Here is a 22,475-nt window from a genome sequence, read left to right on the forward strand (position 1 = left end):
GGGGTAATTTTTTATGATTTATATATTGATTATCCATTTGCTATTTCTTCTGCAGCTATATCTAAAAGGTTTAAATATCTTTCTAGAACAGTCTCTAAGGTAGTTGTACTTCTGGGATCATTATGAAAGAGTAATTTATAAGCGGTAAAATTTACGGATGGAGTTCCTAATATTCTCGTGGCTACACCATCTAATTTAGTTGTAGTGGTTGAAGACAAATGAGCAGCAGAATTTCTTATTGCTTTCATATCCATTAAATCTGCATTTATGGCAGAGAGTGCAGTATCAAATACATAGCCTTGATGAAAAAATATTTTACTTATTTTTCTAATTGTTTCTGGATTCGACCAATCCATATGCTTTTGATTACCAATTATTATTTGATTTGCATGATTAAAATCAATGGGAGTAGCCCATTTTGCCGGTCTACGATTTAGTATAGATTCCTCATTGATTAAATAATCAATAAAACATTTTTCAACAAATGTTTCCCAGGCAACAAAAATTTTTAGGAAAGCAGATTCTGAAATAAATTCTCTCAGACTAACTGCTACTTTATAAGAGCCACTAGCATATTTTTGATGTGCAAATTGAATATGTTGATTCAATTCTGTTATAGTAGCCCTAAATTCTGTCAAATTTTGATTTAAAGCCATTATACCCCATTTATTTTATTGATTAGAAATTCAGTTCTTCTCATTCTAACAACTGTATCTGTAGTAGCTCTTCTACTATCATTTAAAAATTGTATTTCATTTTCAGGTAAACCTGTAAGAGTTTTTTTACTGAACAAATCATTAAGATTTGTTAATGAAATTTTTATTCTTTCATATTTATTTGGATTTATAGAATTCATAGCAATTGCGATATCTTTTAATCCAAACAAAGAATAATAAAAAGTAGTAAAAAGAGAGTAAAATAAATGAATACGCCTAAATTCAGTGGACTTTAATCCTTCATCAAAAACACTTTTAATTAACTCTATAGTTGTATCAAATTTTTGTTCAATTTCAAAAACATTAAATTCAAAAGATTTTTCATATTTACTATAAAAATTTTTGATTTGTTTCTTCGATTGGATGCCTTCTAACATGGCAACTACTAAATCTGCAACTAAAGTTGCATCTTCCATTCTCAGAATTTTTTGATTTGTTAGAAGTTTACTATCAGTCCAGAAGTCATTATATTTATGTGCTAATTTATCCACAAGTATTTTGAATTCACTAAAATGGTTTGCATGAATTTTTTCTTGCTCATTTAATGTTACAGAATAAGAATTTAATCGACTAAAGATATCAAGAATTTCTTTATCAGGTAAATTTACCAATAAATCTACTGCTAATTCGTAATTTAAAATTTGGGCTTGTATGTCAGGATCTATATTACCTAATTGACTAAAATAATAACCACCATATTTTTCGTTATGCTTTTTGTTTATTACAAATCCATCATTAATATATGATAATATTGTTCTAAGTCTTTGTTGTCCATCTACAACCTCTCTAATTGATTGTCTTGTCTCAACATTTAAAGTTTGTCTAATAAAAACTTTTGGAATTGGTTTGCCTCTGATTATTGTGTCCAATAGATATGACCTAGCATCATCTGTCCATACTGATTTTCTTTGGAATTTTGGTGATAATTGGAGTTGCTTTTTGTCATTCCATTCTAAAAAATCGTTAATACTATAAGTCCTACTGTCAAAGTTTTTCATTTATTGTAATTTTCGTTTATTGTAGTTTTTGTTAAAGAAAAGGTATTTGTAAATTGAAAAAGAATTGGAAAAATTCGCAAGTCAGATTAAAATATTGTTGTTGCTTTTCAAAAAAAAATCTTGTACTTTGTAATATCCATGTTTGTTTTCCTTGGTTATGAATTTTTTAAGTGTTAGTTCAGTAAAATATCAATAAAAATAGCAATTAATATCATTTATTAAACTATATTATTAGATAAAATTATACTATTTCAAAATTGGTCCCTTACGGAAAACCATAATTAAAACAAAAAACCGCCCTGCAAAAGCAGAACGGTTTATATATTTAAAGCATCGGTGATGACTACATCATTCCCGGCATTCCGCCACCCATTGGCATAGCTGGTTCGTCTTTTTTCACTTCAGTGATCACACATTCTGTTGTAAGAAGCATTCCGGAAACAGAAGCTGCATTTTCAAGGGCAACTCTTGTTACTTTCGTAGGGTCAATGATTCCTGCTTCAAGCATGTTCACATACTCGTCAGTTTTAGCATTGTATCCGAAGTCTCCTGTACCTTCTGCTACTTTAGCAACGATTACAGAACCTTCACCACCTGCGTTGGCAACGATTTGTCTTAATGGCTCCTCGATAGCTCTTTTCACGATTCTGATCCCTGTAGTTTCGTCAGCATTGATCCCTGTAAGGTTTTCCAAAGCAGAGATTGCTCTTACTAAAGCAACACCACCTCCTGCAACGATACCTTCTTCAACGGCTGCTCTTGTAGCGTGAAGCGCATCATCTACTCTGTCTTTTTTCTCCTTCATTTCCACTTCAGAAGCTGCACCTACATAAAGTACGGCAACACCACCAGCTAATTTAGCCAGTCTTTCCTGTAGTTTTTCTCTGTCGTAGTCAGAAGTAGTCGTTTCCATCTGAGCTTTGATCTGAGCTACTCTTCCTTTGATTTTAGCTTCGTCACCACCACCGTTTACGATAGTCGTATTATCTTTATCGATCGTTACTTTCTCAGCAGTTCCAAGCATATCCAGAGAGATATTTTCCATAGTGAAACCTTGCTCTTCAGAAATCACCTGTCCGCCAGTTAAGATCGCGATATCTTCTAACATTGCTTTTCTTCTGTCTCCGAATCCAGGAGCTTTTACAGCAGCAATTTTAAGAGAACCTCTTAATTTGTTTACCACCAAAGTAGCTAAAGCTTCACCTTCCACTTCTTCAGAAATAATCAATAGAGATTTTCCGCCTTGTGCAATCGGCTCAAGAACCGGAAGCAATTCTTTCATGGAAGAGATTTTCTTCTCTACCAAAAGGATATATGGATTTTCTACTTCAGCTACCATTTTTTCAGGGTTAGTTACGAAGTAAGGAGACTGGTATCCTCTGTCGAACTGCATACCTTCTACAACGTCTACTGTTGTATCGATACCTTTAGCTTCTTCTACAGTGATTACACCTTCTTTACCTACTTTTCCGAAAGCCTCAGCGATCAGAGATCCGATAGTTTCGTCGTTGTTTGCAGAAACTGAAGCTACCTGCTTCACCATTTCTGTAGAATCTCCAACTGTTTTAGACTGAGATTTAAGGTTTTCAACAACTGCAGTTACTGCCTTGTCGATCCCTCTTTTCAGATCCATTGGGTTAGCCCCTGCAGCTACGTTCTTAAGACCTTCTCTTACGATAGCCTGTGCCAATACAGTAGCGGTAGTAGTACCGTCTCCTGCGATATCATTAGTTTTGGAAGCTACTTCTTTTACCATCTGCGCTCCCATATTTTCTACTCTGTCTTCAAGTTCGATTTCTTTCGCTACAGAAACACCGTCCTTAGTTACGTGAGGTGCACCGAAAGATTTTTCAATCACTACGTTTCTACCTTTTGGTCCTAAAGTTACTTTTACTGCATTAGCCAATGCATCAACTCCTCTTTTTAAAGCGTCTCTTGATTCAATATCGAATTTTATTTCTTTTGCCATTTTATTTAGATATTAGATGTTAGACGTCAGATGTTAGACGTCAATCATTATTTAAAAATTATTTTTATTCAGTTTTTAAGTCTGAAATCTGATGTCTTGTATCTGGAGTCTTATCCAATTACTCCAAGTAAATCTCCTTCCTTAACGATTAAGAAATCTTTCCCGTCTAATTTCAATTCAGAACCTGAGTATTTTCCATAAAGAACTTTGTCACCTACCTGAACAGTTGTAGGCTCATCTTTTTTCCCTGGACCTACTGCTACTACTGTACCCTCCTGTGGTTTTTCTTTTGCGGTGTCCGGAATAATAATACCTGAAGCTGTTTTAGTTTCTGCAGCGATCGGCTCGATCAAAACTCTGTCTGCTAATGGTTTAAAGTTTACTGACATAATATATTTATTTTTTAATTAATTCTCCATTATAATTCTCTAAATGTATGCCATGAGAGTCCTGTGGATGAAATGGCAGAATTTTATTTCCAAGTGTGAAAATTTGGCAGAAAAATAGAAAAAAATAAAGCCGGAAACTTCCGGCTTTTGTATTTAACTCTAATAATTAGGTGGATTAAGGACAGTGCTGTCCCGGTCCGATCCATAAAGTACATCTTCCCTGTTCGTCCCATTCGCAGCAAACAGCTCTCGCTGCACCTCCGATAATAGATTTTTGGGCGTCTCTGCTTAATGATTTAGCATTTTTCATAAATAATATTGTATTAGTTTTACATTCCTGAACATTTAATGTCAATCAGGATTTTTGACGTTGATGTGATATGTGTACATCAAAGATAAAAAATTTTATAATCAGATTATACACTGTTGGTAGATTTATTTATGGCTTTTGTATTTTGAAAATCAGTATTTTATAAATGGTTTAAATATCAGAAGTAGGAATTGTCATTTTTTCTTTTGCTGCCATCAGTTATTTTTTTTCCGAATTTTCAGAGTCATCATCCGTTTACTTGCCAGGTCAGGCAGAACAAATTTATTTTTCTGATTCTGTTCTATTTTGAGATCATAGCCCAGAAAATCACAATGCTGATAAATATTTCTGGGTAATGGGCATGGGTACAGGGATTCGGGGAAAATCAGATCAAACGGATTACGCAGATTTTTTATATAGCATTTTAAAAATTCAATAGGGGTGAGCTTTGCCCGCCTAATGTTTAAGGAACATCAAAAATTGGCTTTAGCCAAATCATCAAAATAAAAAAGGTTGCTTCAAATGTGAAACAACCTTTCAGTTTTTATGATTTCTTTCCGGCAGCCTGCATCGGGTTTACTTTTCCGTTGGCTCCTCCTCTTACCGGGCCTCCTCCCTGTTTCTGCTTAAATAATTGAAATTTTGAAGTCTGAGTATCTGCACCGTTACTGCTCCATAAATTATTGGAAGTGTCGATATCCGCAGTTTCCCTCATCGGGTCAAGCTGTATTGACTTGATTTTTTTATCAAAATAATACGTCTTGGAAACCTTCTTTTCATTCTGTCTCCAGATCTGTGCAGATGACTTGTCATGCAGCTTTGTTCCGTCTTCAAAAGTGAATTCAAGAATGATAGGCATCACCAGCCCTCCTTTATTGACAAAATCGATCTGGTAGCCTGTAAGATTTTTGAATTTCTCTTTATCCTTGGCTTCCAGGGCAACACCGGCTTCCGTTTTTATAGTATATTCTTTGTTTGCATCCACTTTCTCCTGACCTCTGTCATATCTGTAATAAAAATCCTGCAGACCCTTATCCTTATCTACATAGAATGTGATGTTCTTATCCTGTTTGTTTCTGATCTTTGAAATATCTTCAAATGAATTCTGAAGCGGTTCTTCCACTTTATATTTTATTTCTCTGGCTGTCTTTGGGGGAGTATTGAGATCCGGAACTGCTACAGTTACTTTATCAATAGCAATATCTACAGGATCCGTTCCGTAAAACCATCCTCTCCAGAACCAGTCGAGATCTTCACCGCTGGCATCTTCCATAGTACGGAAGAAGTCTGCAGGTTCAGGATGTTTGAAAGCCCATCTTTTAGCATAAGTTTTAAACGCTTTGTCGAAAAGCTCCCTTCCCATGATCGTTTCACGAAGAATATTTAATCCCGTAGCCGGTTTTGAGTACGCATTAGGGCCGAAATGAATAATATTTTCAGAATTACTCATAATCGGTTCCAGCTGATCTTTAGGAAGCTTCATATAATCTGTGATTGTCCAAGCCGGGCCTCTTTTTGAAGGGAATTTATTATCCCATTTTTCCTCTGTAAGATATTCGGTAAAGGTATTCAATCCCTCATCCATCCAGCTCCATTGTCTCTCATCGGAATTGATGATCATCGGGAAGAAATTGTGGCCAACCTCGTGAATCACTACCCCGATCATTCCGTTCTTGGTTCCTTCTGAATAAGTTCCATCCTTTTCTGTTCTTCCGAAATTGAAACAGATCATCGGATATTCCATTCCGTTGGCTGCCTCTACGGACTGCGCTACAGGATACGGATAAGGAATTGTGAATTCAGAATAGGTTTTTATGGTGTGGGCAACCGCTTTTGTAGAATATTTTCTGTAAAGACCGTAGGCTTCTTTTGGATAGAAACTCATAGCCATTACTTTATTGTTGTTTTCGGGAATGGTAACACGCATCCCGTCCCAGACAAATTTTCTGGATGAGGTCCAGGCGAAATCTCTTACATCATTGGCTTCAAAACTCCATGTCTTTCTCTGTTTTGAATGATTTTTTTCAGCTTTTTTTGCCTCGTCCAGCGTTACAATCTCTATGGGTTCAGCAGCACTTTCAGCCTTTCGGTATCTTGCCATCTGATCTGAGGTTAAAACCTGCTCATAATTTTTACATTCGCCGGTTCCGCCTACAATATGATCTGCAGGTACATTCATTGAAACTTTAAAATTTCCGAATACCAATGCAAACTCACCACGTCCAGTAAACTGGTGGTTCTGCCATCCGTGAAAATCACTGTATACACACATTCTCGGGTACCATTGTGTCATGGTGTACAAATCATTTCCGTCTTCGGCAAAATTTTCATAGCCTCCGCGGCCGCCCATTTGGATTCTGTTCGGGATATTGTAGTTCCAGTCTACTTTAAAGACCAGCTTTTCTCCTTTCTTTAATACTTTTGGCAGATCAATACGCATCATCGTTTTGTTCACCGTATATTTCAGTGGATTTCCTGAAGCATCCGTCACCTTCTCCAGATTCACCCCGTAGCCATTGTCTTTTTCAGGCAGTTCGGTGACTTTCAGCTGCTGATCGTTAGAAGAAGACGGAAGAGTAGAAGGAAACGCAAAATCGGCATTCTTTACATTGGATTGTTCATTTTCATCCAGCTGAAGCCAGATATAATCCAGGTCATCCGGAGAGTTGTTATAATAAGTAATGGTTTCTGAACCTCTCAGGTTTCTTTTATCTTCATCCAGATAAGCTGTAATATCATAATCAGCCCTGTTCTGCCAATATCCCTGGCCTGGAGCCCCCGAAGCCGTTCTGTAAATATTGGGAGTCGGAAGAATGGTCCCAAGCTGCTCGAATCTGTTTCCGTGGTTGCTTCCCGGGTTATTCTGAATGTTTTGTGCGGTGAAGCCTGTATATGCAAATACAGAAAATGAAAGTAGGGCTGCTTTTAATTTCATTACAGAATTGATTTAATAGTTATCAAAGATAATAATAAGTAGACAAATTATTAAAAATGTTACAAAATTAAAAAGGAATTCTCTCCAAAGTCATTTTTAAAGCCAATGCAAAAACACCGGAAGAAACGAACAGTACCCAATCTTTTTTGTTAACCTTAAAAATGCTCAGCAAAATGAATAAAAGGATAAGAATAATGCACACAATAACGATCTGTCCCAATTCCAGCCCGATATTAAAGCCTAATAATGGAATGGCAATACTCTGGCTTTTGGCGATCATCACTCTTGCTGTATTCGCGAAACCCATTCCGTGGATAAGTCCAAAGATTGCTGCCAGATAATAATTGGCCCGCATCAGGGTCTGCTTTTTATTTCTCATGAGGATATTATCCAGAGATGTAAATACAATCGTTAATGGAATTAAAAACTCTACCCAGGCAGAAGGAACTCTGAAAATATCGAGAATACTCAGCGCCAGTGTAATAGAATGTCCGATTGTGAATGCGGTGACAAGGATCAGTATTTTTTTCCAGTCACTGTAAGAATATACGGCGATCAGAGCCAGGACAAATAATTGATGGTCCAGTGCATCCAGGGAAATAATATGTTCCCAGCCAAGGTTTAAATAGAAGAGAAAGTCCTGCATCATAACGTAAAATATAATGCGTACGAAAATAATGATTAATTTCGAACAAATTTTAAAGGTCAGGACATATGAAGAATTTATGGCTGTTTTTATTACCGGTATTTTTTTTATTCTCTTTTTCAAAGGCGAAGCATCCTTATCATGTGGGCTCTGTAGAAATTAATTATAATTCCAAGTCCAAATCTTTTGAGATCACAGGCAGATTTTTTCTTGATGATCTGGAAAATGGTTTAAGTAAAAAGTATGGCAGTTCTTTCCATTTTAATGACGAAAAATACAAAACCAAACTCAATGAAGCCCTGGAAAAATACTGTGTGGAATATTTTAAATTGAAGGCCGACGGGAAATTTTTAAAAATAAATTATGTAGGATATGAGGAAGACAGCGAATCGGTTAATGTTTTTCTTGAATCGGAAACGGTTAGTTCTCCTAAAAAAGTAGAAGCGGCGGTCAGCTTTCTGTACAATCTTTTCGATGATCAGATCAATATTGTTCATATAATTGTGAATGGTGAAAGAAAAAGTGAAAAGCTTACCTATCCTAACCGGTATTTATTTCGACAGTTTTAGATTGATATTTTCACGCAATCCATTATAAGTTTAAATAAATAGTAAATCACTAATTGTTGATTAATATTTTTAAATTGTATCTTTTTTTTTAATTATTATCAATAATTATTTTTCAATAAATTTTAAAATTTGTTATTGATAATTTATATGTAAGTGTTATTTATTAATTAATGCTTATTGTATTTGTTTTTTAATTAAAAAGAATTATATTTGTGTAGAGCTATTTTGTTATTGTTAATTTTTAATTAATGATTTGTTAAAGGAAAATTTTTATCAAAATTATAATTTGCAAAGGAAATAAAAGAGTTCTCTATAAAATTTATTGATCAGCTAGGGATTAATGAAATTGAGGGTGAAGACGGATTAAAGCAGTTTATATTATCTTATGTAACGTGAAATCCCATTATCACCTTAAGGCAGCAGATTCTAACAACACAAATTGTTAAAAAAGCACTTACGTTCCCTGTAAGTGTTTTTTATTTATGATCCATTTGAATCATTGCATTGATCCCTTTGGCATGATCAAGAAGATCAGGAAAAAAATTGTTATAACACTCCTGAAGGAAAGGCTTGTTTTTCAGGAAAGCTTCGAAAACGGGAATGTCAGGGGTCAGATATTTTGCTTTATTCAGAACATTGCGCATGCTGAATTTAATGCCCCAGTCTTCACGGTAATTATACAGCCAGTCATCTTTTTCCATTTTAGCTAACATTACTTTGAAGTTTTCGGGTAGCCATTCTTCATGTTCGTTAAGAACTCTGTATACACGTAAAGAATGAGCTTTCCATTCAGCTAAGGAATGCAAGGAAAGATCAGTGGCCACGAAATAATCCATAGCAACATCCACAAAAGCACCTGCATAGAGCCTGACTAAAGGAGAAAAAGCCTTTTTAGCTTCATGAATGGCGGGATGGGAATCTGTAAATGTATCTACGGCTCTGTGTAGCGTAATGCCATCCTGAATATCTTTCGGAAAAGAATGGCGGTCTTTGTTCCGGATAAAATCTTCAAGAAATTGTCCTACGATCTGTCCGTCCGAAAAAGTAAGAAAGGAATGAGCGAGATAATTCATAGATTAAAGATAGAGATTAAATGTGAATGATGAATAATCAATCCGCTTCGCCTTATCAATTTTCTTAATAGATTTATTAATCGTGAGAACGTTATTTTAAAAGATCCTTTCGTGGAAGTCCTCAATTTTGCTTACTTCCTCAATTTTGATTCCAAACTTTCTTTTCGGTATTTTATTAAGATTCGATACAAATATTTTTTCGTAGCCTAATTTTTCGGCTTCTGTAATTCTTTGTTCAACCTGTGCTATTGGCCGGATCTCACCACTTAATCCGATCTCGCCTGCAAAACAGAAATGCTCGGAAATAGCAATATCTTCGTTGGACGACAGGATGGAAGCTACCACGGCAAGATCCAATGCCGGATCATCCGTTTTTATACCTCCGGTAATATTTAAAAAGACATCTTTAGCACCAAGCTGAAATCCTGCACGCTTTTCCAGAACAGCCAGGAGCATATTCAGTCTTTTCGCATCAAATCCGGTAGAGCTTCTCTGTGGAGTACCGTAAACAGCTGTGCTTACCAATGCCTGAATCTCCAGAAGCATCGGGCGGTTTCCTTCCAGAGTTACTGCCACGGAATTGCCGGAAAGCTCCTCAAATTTCTTAGTTATAAGGATCTCAGACGGATTCCTGATTTCTTTTAAACCTTGGGAAACCATTTCATAGATGCCGATTTCAGAAGTAGATCCGAAACGGTTTTTATTGGCTCGGAGCAATCTGAAAAGATGATTTCTGTCGCCATCGAAATTTAAAACCACATCTACCATATGTTCCAATACTTTTGGTCCGGCAATCTGGCCGTCTTTTGTGATATGGCCTACCAGGAATACAGGGGTATTGTTCTCTTTTGCAAATTTTATAATTTCATTTGAACACTCCCTGATCTGGGAAACAGTTCCGGGTGAACTTTCAATTAACTGAGACTGTAAAGTCTGGATAGAATCGATAATTATGAAATCCGGTTCCAGCTTTTTGGCTTCGTGGAGAATCTTTTCCAGTGAAGTTTCCGTAAAAAGAAAACAGTTCGGATTCTGGACATCTGTAAGTCTGTCTGCTCTCATCTTAATCTGCGAAGCACTTTCTTCCCCTGAAACATAGAAGATCTTCTTCTTCATCTTTAAGGCCAGCTGAAGCAGAAGAGTAGATTTCCCAATTCCGGGCTCACCTCCGATTAGCGTGACAGAACCCAGCACAATGCCTCCGCCCAGAACACGGTTCAGCTCCTCGGAAGGTGTTTTTATTCTCGGTTCTTCGCTGGTCTCAACTTCAATAATGTTGATGACGTGCTGTTTAGATTTTGAAAATGGTAGAGTTTTGGATGAGGTTTTCTCTACAACTTCCTCCACAAGGGTATTCCATTCACCACAGTTTTTACACTGTCCCATCCATTGGGAATATTGAGTTCCGCAATTTTGACAGAAATATGCTGTTTTCAGTTTTGCCATACTGCGAAGTTAAAAAAAATGAATATCCTTTCAGAATTTTAATTAATTCCAAACATGAAAAATATTTTAATGAGAAGCTTGGTCATATTTATTGTGATGAGTCTTCTTAATGCCCAATTCAGTGAATGGACATTACGTTTTTTAAAAGAAAAATCAGACGGAATAGCTCTGGTGCCAATTGGGGTTTTAGTGGAATGTGTTATTGTAACAATTGTCAGTTTCATTACGATATTAATCTTCAGAAAGAATTATGGTTCAGTTTTAAAAATTGCGGTTTTATTTGAAATCATTTATTTAATAGCATTAATTATTTCTGGAACGAATCCCTTTGCCTATTTTTCAAATAAAACAGATGCCGGACTTCTTGCTTTATTACTGTATGTTAATTCACTCTTTGTATTTCTGATCATATTTGTCTTCGACTTGCTGTATTCTAAAATAATTTCATCTAAAATTAAAAACTAACTTACATCAAGAACAGGATAATCAATATGTATTATCTTTACTCAACTAAAATTAAGTTATTATGAAAAAAGTATTTTTATCTTTCGTTTTCACGCTGTTAAGCGTTCTGGGCTTCGCACAAACAGAATGGTCCGCAGATCCTATGCACTCTTCAGTGAACTTTAATATCAAGCATATGGGGATTAGCTTTGTACAGGGGCGTTTTGATACATTTAAAGGAGGAGTAACAACTGAAGGCGCCAATTTAGATAACGCCGTTTTCGATTTTGGGGTAGAAGTAAACTCTATTAATACGGGAGTAGAGATGAGAGACAAGCACCTTAAAAGTGCTGATTTTTTTGACGCAGATAAATATCCGGCGATAAGCTTTCACAGCACTTCTATTACCAAGGACAAAAATAATTCATACATCCTGAAAGGAAATTTGAAAATTAAGGAGACTGTAAAAGAAATAAGTGTTCCGGTAACATTTGGAGGAGTCACTAAAAATCAGCAGGGAAAAGAAGTAATGGGCTTCCAGACAAAATTCACAGTTAACCGTTTAGACTATGGGATTAAGTATGATCCAACCGGTGCAGGCGTAGCTAAAGATGTAGAAGTAAGTCTATATTTTGAGTTGATAAAACAATAATTTTATAAATAATTAAATTCAAAAGGTTTTTCAAGTGATTGGGAAGCCTTTTTTGATTTTTCGGTTTTCAAAATTTAAAAAATTGCTTTGTATCTCTTTTTCCCATAACTTTGCACAAACCTAATCTAATGAGTAAAAAGAATACAAAGTACATCTTTGTGACAGGAGGTGTAACTTCATCTTTGGGAAAAGGAATCGTGTCTGCTTCTCTGGGGCTTTTGTTAAAATCACGCGGTTTTAGCGTAACGATCCAAAAACTGGATCCTTATATCAACATCGACCCGGGAACTCTGAATCCATATGAACACGGAGAATGCTATGTAACCGAAGATGGTGCAGAAACAGATCTGGATTTAGGTCACTACGAGCGTTATTTGGATGCTCCTACTTCCCAAAACAACAACGTTACTACAGGGAAAATCTACCAAACAGTTATTGAAAAAGAAAGAAAAGGAGACTTCTTGGGAAAAACGGTTCAGGTAATTCCTCATATCACTAACGAGATTAAGCGCAGAATCAAAATGCTTTCCAAGCAGAACTACGACATCATCATTACTGAGATCGGAGGAACTGTAGGAGATATTGAATCTCTTCCATACATTGAAACAGTACGTCAGCTGAAATGGGAGCTTGGTGAGAAAAATTCTATGGTGATCCACCTTACCCTGCTGCCTTATCTGGCTTCAAGCGGTGAATTGAAGACAAAACCTTCTCAGCATTCCGTTCGCCAGTTGATGGAAAGCGGAATCATGGCAGACGTTTTGGTTTGCAGAACAGAACACAATATTCCAAAAGATCAAAGAGCGAAACTGGCTCAATTCTGTAATGTGTCTCTGGATAACGTTATTGAATGTAAAGATCTTGAAACGATCTATGAAGTTCCAATGTATCTTCAGAAACAAAATTTTGATGATGTAGTTTTAAAAGAACTGGATCTGAAAAATGATAAAGAAGCTGATCTGAAAGATTGGAAAACTTTCCTTAAAAAATTCAAAAACCCTAAAAGAACTGTAGAAATTGCCTTGGTAGGAAAATATATTTCTCTGCAGGATTCTTATATTTCTATTGCTGAAGCTTTCAAACATGCAGGTGCAAGTCTTGAAACTGAAGTGAAAGTAAGATGGGTGTACAGTGGAGATATCACCGCTGAAAATATTAAAGAGACTTTAAATGGTGTGGATGGAATCCTTATTGCTCCAGGTTTTGGCGATAGAGGAATCGAAGGAAAAGTGCTTACAGCTCAATATGCAAGAGAAAATAAAGTTCCGATGCTGGGAATTTGTCTAGGAATGCAGATCATGACGATTGAATTTGCAAGAAATGTTCTTGGCCATACCAAATCAAATTCAATGGAATTTGATACATCAACGCCGGATCCTGTAATTTCTATCATGGAAGAACAGAAAAATATTGTAGACAAAGGAGGTACAATGCGTCTTGGAGCTTGGAAATGTGCATTGAAGAATGGGTCCAAACTATATGATGTCTATGGCACTAAAAATATTACAGAAAGACACCGTCACCGTTATGAATTTAACAGCGACTATCTTCAGGAATTTGAAAAGAACGGGTTGCTGGCAACAGGTACCAATCCGGAAACAGGTCTGGTAGAGGCTCTTGAGCTTCCTGATCATCCGTTCTACGTAGGAGTGCAGTACCACCCTGAATATAAGAGTACAGTAGCAACACCGCATCCTCTGTTCAGAGCTTTTATCAAGGCTTGCGAAAAGAAATAAGGTAATTATTTACTATAAACGTCTTAAAATAAACTCAGGCTGATTATTCTCAGCTTGAGTTTATTATATAGTAACATGGTAATGCATAGAGTTTTGATAAAAAAACAGTATTTTTGTCAGCTCAAAAAGCAGCATACTGTGATGCTTGGTTAAATTTAAAATTTTAATATAAAATAAAATGCAACAAAACAAGGGAATCGATAAAAGTCAAATGATCAGTTTTGCGGTTTTATGTTTGGTTCTTTTCGGATTCATGTTCTATTTTCAGAACAAGCAGTCGAAAGAAGAGCAGTTAAAAGCTCAGGAACAGAAAGTTGAGCAGGTGAAAAATGCTGTAAAACAGACTCAGGCAAGCAATATCAATCCAAATGTAACTCCTGGTGCTATTCAGACAGCCAGTTTAAGCAACAAAGAACTGAATGTAGAATTCTCAAGCTTAGGAGGGCAGGTTTCTAAAGTACAGCTTTCACAATATAAGGCGTATGATCATAAAACAGATAAGGCAGATCTTCCCCTTTACCTGATCGACAAAAAGAACTCAAACTATGGTTTTCAGTTTAAAGATAAAACAGGAAAAGTAATCAATACTAAAGACTTGGTTTTTACACCAGCTGTTAATGGAAATGCTGTAACGATGACAGCTAACTATAACAGTGCTGTTATTCAGTTTATTTATACGTTGCTTCCAAAATATACACTTGATTTTAAAGTAAGAACAAAGGGACTTGCTGCTATTACTGCTGATAACAAAGCGGATTTTATCTGGGACTACAGTGTAAGAAACTTAGAAAAGGGTAGAGCACAGGAGCAGTCACATTCGGAATTCTCTTATGCTTTCAATAATTATAAAGATTATGATTATGACGGGAGAACAACAATGGAAGAGGAAAAAGAAACCCTTAACTGGATTGGTGTAAAACAGCAGTTCTTCTCTTCTGTGATTGAAGCTAAAAGCGGTTTCACACAAAGCAAAGGAAATCAGGAAACTATTGAAGAAGGTGAATATCTGAAAAAACTTAATTTTGAAGGGTTTGTACAGATGACAGGAAGCGAGCTTAACCAGGACTTTACCTGGTATTTTATGCCGCTTGATTTACCTCTGTTAAAATCTTACGACAAGAACTTTGACGAAATTTTACCATTAGGATGGTCTTTCATTGGATGGATGAACCGTGGGTTCTTTATGCCGATGTATAATATCATCGCAGATTGGGGACTTACAGCAGGCTGGGTAATTTTCTTAATGACGATTATTGTAAAGCTGATCTTATCACCAATTATGTATAAACAGCATAAGTTAAGTGCAATGATGAAGGTGATTCGTCCTGAAATTGATGAGGTAAATGCCAAGCTGAAAGATGCAGACCCAATGAAGAAGCAGCAGGCTACCATGGAAATCTACCGAAAGGCGGGTGTGAATCAGATGGCGGGATGCCTTCCGGCATTGGTACAGATTCCTATTTTCTATGCCTTATTCCGTTTCTTCCCGAACTTTATTGATTTGAGAGGTCAGGGATTCTGGTTTGCAAAAGATTTAACGGCTTATGACGATCTGATCAAGCTTCCATTTAAAATTCCTTTCCTGGGAGATCATTTGAGTGTTTTTGCTTTAGCCTGTACGATTGTGATCCTGATCTATACAGTAATGACTTCAGGAAATATGCAACAGCCTCAACAGGAAGGAATGCCAAACATGAAAGTATTAATGTATATTTTCCCGATCACATTCCTGTTCTTCCTAAATACATCTGCATCTGGTCTTTCATGGTACTATTTTGTATCCAATGCGATTAACATTCTGATTATTCTTGTTATCAAATACCTGATACTGGATGAAAAGAAAATCCACGCTCAGATTCAGGCGAATAAAGAAAAACCAAAAGCTGAAGGCAAATTCCAGAAGAGAATGAGAGAGATGATGGAGAAAGCTCAGGAACAGCAAAAAGTGCAGGAGCAGCAGAAAAAAAAGAAATAAGGTTTAAAAATCTATATAAATTAAAAGAGAAGCAAGTTTTGCTTCTCTTTTTTGTGTTTTTAATCGCAAGGTTTTGGAACGGGTTGATTCATATCTGGACATGGTGTACCACAAGGACAGATCTGTCCACCCATAATTTGTTTTAACTGATTTTTGCTAATTAACTTAGCATTGGTGATTTTTGTAATGTTTTTCATAGTTTAATATTTAGCACTGTTTTCAGATCTCTTGAAAATTCAAAAGGGCTGTGTAAGATTTGTAATTCAAATATAAATAAAATATCTATTCCAACTATTTTTATTTGAATCTTATCAAAATTACATGAATGAAATGTATAATCTTCAGAAGGAAGAAATGTCAGGTGTAAAAGTGTGAATATACATTTATCATTGGTAAGAAACAGAGCAACTAAAGAAGTCAAGCAATATTTCATATAACAAAAGAGAAGCAAAGTTGCTTCTCTAATTTATCATTAATCCCAAATAAGGATTTATTTTAATCATATTTCAACCTGAATGATCTTCGATGATGTTTTGTTGGTCCATATTTTATTAAAGCCTGTTGATGGGCTTTTGTGGCATATCCAAAATTGGTGTTCCAGTTATATTCCGGATATTCTTCGTGGAGCTCAATCATCAATCGATCCCTGTAGTTTTTAGCTAGAATAGAAGCAGCTGCAATAGACAAAACCTTTGCATCTCCTTGTATGATACACTGGTGAGGAATATAATTATAAGGATGGAATTTATTTCCGTCTACTAAAATCAGCTCCGGAATTATTGTTAATTGGTCTAATGCACAATGCATAGCATGGATACTTGCGTTAAGAATATTATGCTTGTCAATAAAAGAAGGAGGCAGTTCTGCAATAGCATAATTTTTCACATTATCTTTTATATAACTATCCAGCTCCATTCTTGTCTTGAAGGTTAACTTTTTGGAATCATTAACCAAATTTGGCTTAAAACTCTCATCTAAAATAACAGCTGCCGCCACCACAGGCCCGCTGAGGCATCCTCTTCCTACTTCATCACATCCAGCCTCGATGTAAAGATCCGTCCATTTTTGTAATAAGTCCATAAGTTTTATACCCTATCATACGTTATGCAAAATTAGTAAATGCATTTTAAATGAATGTATTTTTATAATATCTAGTACTTAGTTGATCATAAATATAATGATCTGCTATTAGAAAAAAATTAATCTATATAATATAACAAAGATATTGTCCCAAATTCAGCATTGTGTTGTATATATAATAGTGAATATTTCCCTTTTTAGTTAAATCCTTGAAGATTTTTTTTTAATAAATTTTATTTTTCTGTGTAATTTTTTTTACTGTAATAGGCTTATAGCTATCTTTGAAAGAAGAAAAATATAATATGCATTACATTGTATTTTGTTTTTATTAAATCTTTACTAATCATTCAATTATAATTAACTCCTTTGATAATCAGTCTGTTATTAGGTTAAACTGTTAATATTTTATATAGAAATTATCAATTAAAATGATTTGTACTTTTCTGAAAAAACATATTGCTTATATGAGTTGTCTTTGTTAATTATTTTACTTTTAACTTAATTTAATAATTTTTATAGTATTTATTTTAGAAATAAGTGAATATTTGATATTTTTTTAAGATTTTGTTTTGTATTTTTAAGAAAGTTTTACAAATTTGTAGCATGCAAAAAATAATTTGATATGAAGAAATTAACAGCTGGTGTACTTGCACTAGTATTATCTTCCTCTATAGCTGTGGTGAGTGCTCAGCAAAAGAAGAATGATACAGTACAACAGACACAAGAAATCGAAGGAGTAGTAGTAACTGCACTTGGAATCAAGAGAGAGAAGAAAGCTCTTGGTTACGCTTCCCAGGAAATCAAAGGAGAAATGATCTCTGATGCCGGGCAAACTAATGCGGTAAGTGCATTATCTGGAAATGTAGCAGGGGTTCAGGTGACGGCTCCTTCCTCAATGGGAGGGTCTACAAGAATTACTATGAGGGGGATTAGCTCTGTTACTGGTGAAAACCGTCCTTTAATAGTCGTAGATGGTATTCCTTTGGATAACTCGAATGTGAATAGTATAGACACGCAGAGAGGAGCTGGAGGTAGAGATTATGGAGATGCAACTTTTGATATCAACCCAGATGATATTGAAAGTGTAACTGTTTTGAAGGGAGGACCTGCAGCAGCTTTATATGGATATAGAGCAAGTAACGGTGCTATTATCTATACGACAAAATCAGCAAAAAAAGGCAGAACTGAAATACAATTTAACACAGGTGTCTCTTTTGAATCTATCTATATTAGACCAAAATTACAGAACCAATATGGTGGAGGTCTAGAGTCTACTTTACCTACTGCAACAATCAATGGACAAGTTTATAATATTACTGACTTCGGAACTGACGAAAGCTGGGGACCAAAGTATGATCCCAACTTATACTATTTAGGTTGGAATTCCTTCGATCCTGAGTTTCCAGATGAGTATATGAAACTAAAGAAATGGGTGGCTCCTACAAAGGATGTTGATGATTTCTTCAGAATAGGGACTACTTATACAAACAATTTCTCCGTTTCCAAATCCTTTGAAAACACTAACGTAAGATTATCTTATACCAATACTAAAATCACCGGTATTGTTCCAAATTCGGAGATCAAGAAAGATAATTTTAGTTTGAATGTTAATTCCAAATTATCAGATAGATTAAAAGCAGAAACAGTTTTAAACTATGTGCATACTGCTGGTTTTAACAGACCGGAACAAGGATATGGAGATAACTCTGTTGCACAAAAATTCTACCAGTGGGGACAAAGACAGCTTGATTTTGCAGAATTGAAAAATTATAAGTTACCTAATGGTATGCAGAGATCATGGAACAGAACAGCATGGGATAACGGAACTCCAAACTTCTCAGATAACCCGTACTGGACTATTTATGAGAATACTTCTGATGATAACAGACATAGATTCTTTGGAAATGCAGGATTAACCTATGATTTATCTAAAAAAGTATTTGTTTCAGGAAAAGTATATGGAGATACATATTCTCAATCCATTACCTCCAGAGTTGCCATTGGCTCTGCAGCTTTGCCTGAATACAATGTTCAAAAAAGAAGTAATTCCGAATTCAATTATGAAGGTAGAATTCATTATAATGATAATTTTGGAGATCTTAGCTTAAATACATTTGCTGGATTTAACATTATGGATCGTAAATGGGATATCTTGAATGGAAATTCTGTTGGAGGTTTAATTATACCGGGATTATATAATCTATCTAACAGTGTTGAACCTGCACAATCTTCAAATGCATCTTACCATTTTAGTGTACGAAGTATATTTGCTTCAGCTTCACTGGGGTATAAAGACTTTTTATTTTTAGAAGCAACCGGTAGAAACGACTGGTTCTCTATGATAAACGATGACCAGTTCTATCCGTCAGTTACGGGAAGTTTTGTTTTCTCGAAAGTTTTGAAAGCAGATTGGTTATCTTTCGGTAAATTGAGAGCAGGTTGGTCAAAAATTGCTGGGGGAGCAGACCCTTACGTAAGAGGAACTTTTGCAACTATTGGAACACCATTTGGTGGAAGCCCAGTATATTCGATGCCTACAATCAATGGAGAGCCTGCTATTCTTCCAGAAATGAAAACAACTAAGGAAATTGGTTTAGAGGCAAGCTTCTTTAAAAATAGATTTGGATTTGATATTACATATTATGATGTAAAAACAACAGATCTTATTATTCCATTGCCTATTGACCCTTCCACAGGATATGGGTTCAAGAGGATCAATGCCGGTGAGATGACGAATAAAGGGATTGAAGCAACAGTAAATGTTACTCCGATCAAAAGCAGTGACTTCTCATGGGATATTACCTGGAACTTTACAAAAAATAAAAACAAGCTTGTAGAATTACAAGGTAATCTAGAAAATTATATCTTGACAAATGCGCCATTTAGAGTACAGCTTGCCGCACAGGTAGGATATTCATATGGTGTAATCTTAGGAACTGATTTTGTATATGATGCCGGTGGTAATAAAGTTGTTGATGAGAATGGTTTTTATAAAGCGTCTGAAATTAAACCTTTAGGGTCTGTACTTCCTGATTACAATATGGGATTCAGAAACTCATTTAAATATAAAAGCTTTGGATTATCATTCCTTATTGATGTTCAGAAAGGAGGTAAATACTTCTCAACTACCCATATGTGGGGAATGTATTCTGGAATGCTAGAGGAAACAGCACTTGGAGGAAACAGAGAGGCGGGAGTTATTCTTCCGGGAGTTAAGGAAGATGGTACAGCAAATGATATATTATTGGATGCTCCAACATGGGGGGGAACTTATTATAGTACAGTAGATGCACAAAATGTTTTTGATGCAAGCTATATTAAATTAAGAGACCTTACAATATCTTATGATTTACCAAAATCAATCATTGGTAATTCACTTCAAGGAATAAGAATATCTGCATTTGGTAGAAACCTGTTTGCTTGGAATCTTGCTTTCAAAGGTGTTGATCCTGAAAATACAGCGTATGGATCTGGTAACATTCAAGGGTTAGAAGGAGGTTCATTGCCTTCTACGAGAATGTACGGAATTAATGTAAACTTTAAATTTTAAATCATAATGAAAAAGATATTTTCAATATTAACATTGGCAGGTTTGTCTCTTGCACTTAATAGTTGCGCAGATAAATTTGACGAAATCGACACAAATCCAAACTCTACTGAGAATCCACTACCGACAGGTTTATTTAATAGTGCCAACAAAGAGTATATGGATTTTACCAGAGATGGATGGGTATCTGGAAGAATGATGTTGCCTTGGGTACAGTATTCTGCCCAAAGACAATATACAGAAGAAGACAGGTATCAATATAGACTAACTACCGGTACTCAGCTATGGACTAGATCTTATTATGTGGCTCAGGATTACAAAAAGATTATAGATCTTAATACAGATCCTGCTACAGCAGCACAAATGTCAAACTATGGAGCCAATGTAAACCAGATTGCAGCTGCAAGAATCATGTTATCTTATGTATTTTTGAATTTAGCTGATGCTTTTGGTGATATTCCTTATTATTCTTATGGGAATAAAGATGCTGATTTTCAGGCATTAAACGTAAAACTATATCTGCAGCCTAAATTTGCCAGTCAACAAAAGGTTTACGCTGATATTATGAAAGAGCTTAAAGAAGCGGCTCAAATGATTGATGTAACTAAGGATATTTTAACAAGTGGAGATCAACTGTTTGGTAATGATCCTGAGAAACTTAAAAAGTTTGCTAATTCATTGAGATTAAGAACTGCAACGAGAGTAAAAGGTGTGGTTGCTGGAGCTGAGGCTCATATCACAGATGCCATAGCTGCTGGAGTAATGACCTCTAATGATGATACAGTTGGATTAACCTATGAAAATAACCTGATTAATCCTTCTCCTTTCTTCTTAACCTATCAGACAAGATCAGACTTTGCAATTTCTAAAACTTTTGTACAATTGTTGAAAGGTCAGGCTGGGAATTTTGGTGAAGACCCGAGAATTTTCAAGTATGCATCTCCTACATCTGTAAAAATTGGAAATATCAGAAACCAGAATATGGTTGAAGCTACCAGTGCAAGTCAAATTGCCGGTATGCCATATGGTGTACCTAGCACATTAGCAGCTAGTCAGGCAGCGTCAGCAAGTTTCTTCGGAGCAAGTGTATTGAAACCTGCTTATACAGAGGTATTTATGGAATATGCTGAAGTTGAATTTTTATTAGCTGAAGCAAATGGTTGGTCACAAAGTCACTATGAAGCAGGAGTAAAAGCATCTATGGAGAGATGGCAGATTCCGGCTGATAAAATTACTGCATTTGTTGCAGCTCTTCCAGCTGCTAATAAAGCTAATGTATTGACTCAAAAGTATGTATCGTTGTTTATGCAGCCTAATGAGGCTTGGGCAGAATACAGAAGAACGGGCTATCCAAATCATTTACTATTGCCCGGACAAACTGCAAATTTAAATGTACCGTCAGCAAGTGGACAAACAACTTATACATTTACTTCACTTATTGCAGGGCTAACCGATTTGCCAACCAGAGTTTTCTATCCAACAACTGTTCAGACATTAAATACAGCGAATTATGAAGCTGCTTCTGCTGCTATTGGAGGTGATAAAATGAATACAAAACTAATCTGGGATACTAACTAATGTAGTTTTAATATATTTAACATTCATATCAAAAACCGTCTTCGGGCGGTTTTTTTTATTTTCAAACGTGTTTGTTTAGAAAATTATAAACAAAATTTGTTTTTTTAATTCATATAGCAATTATTCAATGTGTTATGTGTGAATGGTTGATATAGGAATATAAAAAGCATTAATATTTTAATTGATGCTATTTTTTTTTATTAAATTTTCTGTTTTTAGTTTATTTTATTAATTGTTTTTGGTGTTTTTGTGTTAGTTATTGGTTTATTTATTATTTTATTTAGTTTTACTTGTTAAATTGTTAATAAAAATACAATTTTGCTGGGTAAAAATTAATTTGAATGAAAAAACTAACAACGAGTCTGCTTGTTTTGGTATTGTCTTCCTCTGTTGCTATTGTAAATGCCCAGCA

Annotated in this window: 18 protein-coding genes; 7 read left to right on the forward strand and 11 right to left on the reverse strand. The window is 35.4% G+C overall.

The window, feature by feature from the left end; genetic code table 11:
- Positions 1-29: 29 nt before the first annotated feature.
- The 7 genes from ACMGDK_RS17725 to ACMGDK_RS17755 all read right to left on the reverse strand — a co-directional run bounded on the left by ACMGDK_RS17725 (position 30) and on the right by ACMGDK_RS17755 (position 7,963).
- Positions 30-656, reverse strand: a complete 627-nt coding sequence (locus ACMGDK_RS17725; protein WP_436809153.1) for a hypothetical protein — start codon at positions 654-656, stop codon at positions 30-32.
- Positions 656-1,714, reverse strand: coding sequence for a GmrSD restriction endonuclease domain-containing protein (locus ACMGDK_RS17730; RefSeq protein WP_436809154.1), 1,059 nt, complete (start codon positions 1,712-1,714; stop codon positions 656-658). The genes ACMGDK_RS17725 and ACMGDK_RS17730 overlap by 1 nt, the downstream gene beginning before the upstream one ends.
- 343 nt (positions 1,715-2,057) lie before the next feature.
- The gene (groL, locus tag ACMGDK_RS17735) at positions 2,058-3,683 is read right to left on the reverse strand and encodes a chaperonin GroEL (protein WP_111955271.1); all 1,626 of its coding nucleotides are present in this window, start codon (positions 3,681-3,683) and stop codon (positions 2,058-2,060) included.
- Between the two features lie 110 nt (positions 3,684-3,793).
- Positions 3,794-4,072, reverse strand: coding sequence for a co-chaperone GroES (locus ACMGDK_RS17740; protein WP_034723531.1), 279 nt, complete (start codon positions 4,070-4,072; stop codon positions 3,794-3,796).
- A gap of 175 nt (positions 4,073-4,247) precedes the next feature.
- Entirely contained in the window at positions 4,248-4,382 is a 135-nt protein-coding gene (locus tag ACMGDK_RS17745; RefSeq protein WP_262510879.1) for a hypothetical protein, read from the reverse strand.
- A gap of 544 nt (positions 4,383-4,926) precedes the next feature.
- Complete coding sequence (locus ACMGDK_RS17750) at positions 4,927-7,317, reverse strand: M1 family metallopeptidase (protein WP_436809155.1); 2,391 nt, start codon at positions 7,315-7,317, stop codon at positions 4,927-4,929.
- A gap of 67 nt (positions 7,318-7,384) precedes the next feature.
- The gene (locus ACMGDK_RS17755) at positions 7,385-7,963 is read right to left on the reverse strand and encodes a HupE/UreJ family protein (protein ID WP_436809219.1); all 579 of its coding nucleotides are present in this window, start codon (positions 7,961-7,963) and stop codon (positions 7,385-7,387) included.
- 68 nt (positions 7,964-8,031) lie between these two features.
- On the opposite strand from ACMGDK_RS17755, the gene ACMGDK_RS17760 reads away from it, so the two are divergent.
- Positions 8,032-8,532, forward strand: coding sequence for a DUF6702 family protein (locus ACMGDK_RS17760; protein WP_436809156.1), 501 nt, complete (start codon positions 8,032-8,034; stop codon positions 8,530-8,532).
- A 476-nt stretch (positions 8,533-9,008) separates the two neighbouring features.
- On the opposite strand, the gene ACMGDK_RS17765 is transcribed toward ACMGDK_RS17760, so the two are convergent.
- The gene (locus ACMGDK_RS17765; RefSeq protein WP_436809157.1) at positions 9,009-9,605 is read right to left on the reverse strand and encodes an acyl carrier protein phosphodiesterase; all 597 of its coding nucleotides are present in this window, start codon (positions 9,603-9,605) and stop codon (positions 9,009-9,011) included.
- Between the two features lie 96 nt (positions 9,606-9,701).
- Positions 9,702-11,051, reverse strand: a complete 1,350-nt coding sequence (gene radA, locus ACMGDK_RS17770; protein ID WP_436809158.1) for a DNA repair protein RadA — start codon at positions 11,049-11,051, stop codon at positions 9,702-9,704.
- A 54-nt stretch (positions 11,052-11,105) separates the two neighbouring features.
- On the opposite strand from radA, the gene ACMGDK_RS17775 reads away from it, so the two are divergent.
- The 4 genes from ACMGDK_RS17775 (at position 11,106) to yidC (ending at position 15,858) form a co-directional block, all read left to right on the forward strand.
- The gene (locus tag ACMGDK_RS17775; RefSeq protein WP_436809159.1) at positions 11,106-11,516 is read left to right on the forward strand and encodes a hypothetical protein; all 411 of its coding nucleotides are present in this window, start codon (positions 11,106-11,108) and stop codon (positions 11,514-11,516) included.
- A gap of 61 nt (positions 11,517-11,577) precedes the next feature.
- Positions 11,578-12,147, forward strand: coding sequence for a YceI family protein (locus ACMGDK_RS17780; RefSeq protein ID WP_436809160.1), 570 nt, complete (start codon positions 11,578-11,580; stop codon positions 12,145-12,147).
- Between the two features lie 128 nt (positions 12,148-12,275).
- Positions 12,276-13,883, forward strand: coding sequence for a CTP synthase (gene pyrG / locus ACMGDK_RS17785; protein ID WP_436809161.1), 1,608 nt, complete (start codon positions 12,276-12,278; stop codon positions 13,881-13,883).
- 178 nt (positions 13,884-14,061) lie between these two features.
- Positions 14,062-15,858 carry a membrane protein insertase YidC gene (gene yidC / locus ACMGDK_RS17790; RefSeq protein ID WP_436809162.1) on the forward strand — a complete coding sequence of 599 codons (1,797 nt, stop codon included), beginning with the start codon at positions 14,062-14,064 and terminating at the stop codon, positions 15,856-15,858.
- A gap of 59 nt (positions 15,859-15,917) precedes the next feature.
- On the opposite strand, the gene ACMGDK_RS17795 is transcribed toward yidC, so the two are convergent.
- Both ACMGDK_RS17795 and rnhB read right to left on the reverse strand, forming a co-directional pair.
- Complete coding sequence (locus ACMGDK_RS17795) at positions 15,918-16,055, reverse strand: bacteriocin (protein ID WP_436809163.1); 138 nt, start codon at positions 16,053-16,055, stop codon at positions 15,918-15,920.
- Positions 16,056-16,353: 298 nt separating this feature from the next.
- Complete coding sequence (gene rnhB / locus ACMGDK_RS17800) at positions 16,354-16,938, reverse strand: ribonuclease HII (RefSeq protein ID WP_436809164.1); 585 nt, start codon at positions 16,936-16,938, stop codon at positions 16,354-16,356.
- 622 nt (positions 16,939-17,560) lie between these two features.
- Between rnhB and ACMGDK_RS17805 the strand changes: the two genes are divergently transcribed.
- Positions 17,561-20,488 carry a SusC/RagA family TonB-linked outer membrane protein gene (locus ACMGDK_RS17805; protein ID WP_436809165.1) on the forward strand — a complete coding sequence of 976 codons (2,928 nt, stop codon included), beginning with the start codon at positions 17,561-17,563 and terminating at the stop codon, positions 20,486-20,488.
- Positions 20,489-20,494: 6 nt separating this feature from the next.
- Positions 20,495-22,063 carry a SusD/RagB family nutrient-binding outer membrane lipoprotein gene (locus tag ACMGDK_RS17810; protein ID WP_436809166.1) on the forward strand — a complete coding sequence of 523 codons (1,569 nt, stop codon included), beginning with the start codon at positions 20,495-20,497 and terminating at the stop codon, positions 22,061-22,063.
- Positions 22,064-22,475: the final 412 nt, after the last annotated feature.

The organism is Chryseobacterium hilariae (assembly GCF_051400735.1).
In the GTDB taxonomy this organism is placed as follows: Bacteria; Bacteroidota; Bacteroidia; order Flavobacteriales; family Weeksellaceae; genus Chryseobacterium.

Coding starts and splice junctions, on each gene's coding strand:
- ACMGDK_RS17725 (WP_436809153.1), bottom strand. CDS start 656: ATGGCTTTAAATCAAAATTTGACAGAATTTAGGGCTACTATAACAGAA.
- ACMGDK_RS17730 (WP_436809154.1), bottom strand. CDS start 1,714: ATGAAAAACTTTGACAGTAGGACTTATAGTATTAACGATTTTTTAGAA.
- groL (WP_111955271.1), bottom strand. CDS start 3,683: ATGGCAAAAGAAATAAAATTCGATATTGAATCAAGAGACGCTTTAAAA.
- ACMGDK_RS17740 (WP_034723531.1), bottom strand. CDS start 4,072: ATGTCAGTAAACTTTAAACCATTAGCAGACAGAGTTTTGATCGAGCCG.
- ACMGDK_RS17745 (WP_262510879.1), bottom strand. CDS start 4,382: ATGAAAAATGCTAAATCATTAAGCAGAGACGCCCAAAAATCTATTATC.
- ACMGDK_RS17750 (WP_436809155.1), bottom strand. CDS start 7,317: ATGAAATTAAAAGCAGCCCTACTTTCATTTTCTGTATTTGCATATACA.
- ACMGDK_RS17755 (WP_436809219.1), bottom strand. CDS start 7,963: ATGCAGGACTTTCTCTTCTATTTAAACCTTGGCTGGGAACATATTATT.
- ACMGDK_RS17760 (WP_436809156.1), top strand. CDS start 8,032: ATGAAGAATTTATGGCTGTTTTTATTACCGGTATTTTTTTTATTCTCT.
- ACMGDK_RS17765 (WP_436809157.1), bottom strand. CDS start 9,605: ATGAATTATCTCGCTCATTCCTTTCTTACTTTTTCGGACGGACAGATC.
- radA (WP_436809158.1), bottom strand. CDS start 11,051: ATGGCAAAACTGAAAACAGCATATTTCTGTCAAAATTGCGGAACTCAA.
- ACMGDK_RS17775 (WP_436809159.1), top strand. CDS start 11,106: ATGAAAAATATTTTAATGAGAAGCTTGGTCATATTTATTGTGATGAGT.
- ACMGDK_RS17780 (WP_436809160.1), top strand. CDS start 11,578: ATGAAAAAAGTATTTTTATCTTTCGTTTTCACGCTGTTAAGCGTTCTG.
- pyrG (WP_436809161.1), top strand. CDS start 12,276: ATGAGTAAAAAGAATACAAAGTACATCTTTGTGACAGGAGGTGTAACT.
- yidC (WP_436809162.1), top strand. CDS start 14,062: ATGCAACAAAACAAGGGAATCGATAAAAGTCAAATGATCAGTTTTGCG.
- ACMGDK_RS17795 (WP_436809163.1), bottom strand. CDS start 16,055: ATGAAAAACATTACAAAAATCACCAATGCTAAGTTAATTAGCAAAAAT.
- rnhB (WP_436809164.1), bottom strand. CDS start 16,938: ATGGACTTATTACAAAAATGGACGGATCTTTACATCGAGGCTGGATGT.
- ACMGDK_RS17805 (WP_436809165.1), top strand. CDS start 17,561: ATGAAGAAATTAACAGCTGGTGTACTTGCACTAGTATTATCTTCCTCT.
- ACMGDK_RS17810 (WP_436809166.1), top strand. CDS start 20,495: ATGAAAAAGATATTTTCAATATTAACATTGGCAGGTTTGTCTCTTGCA.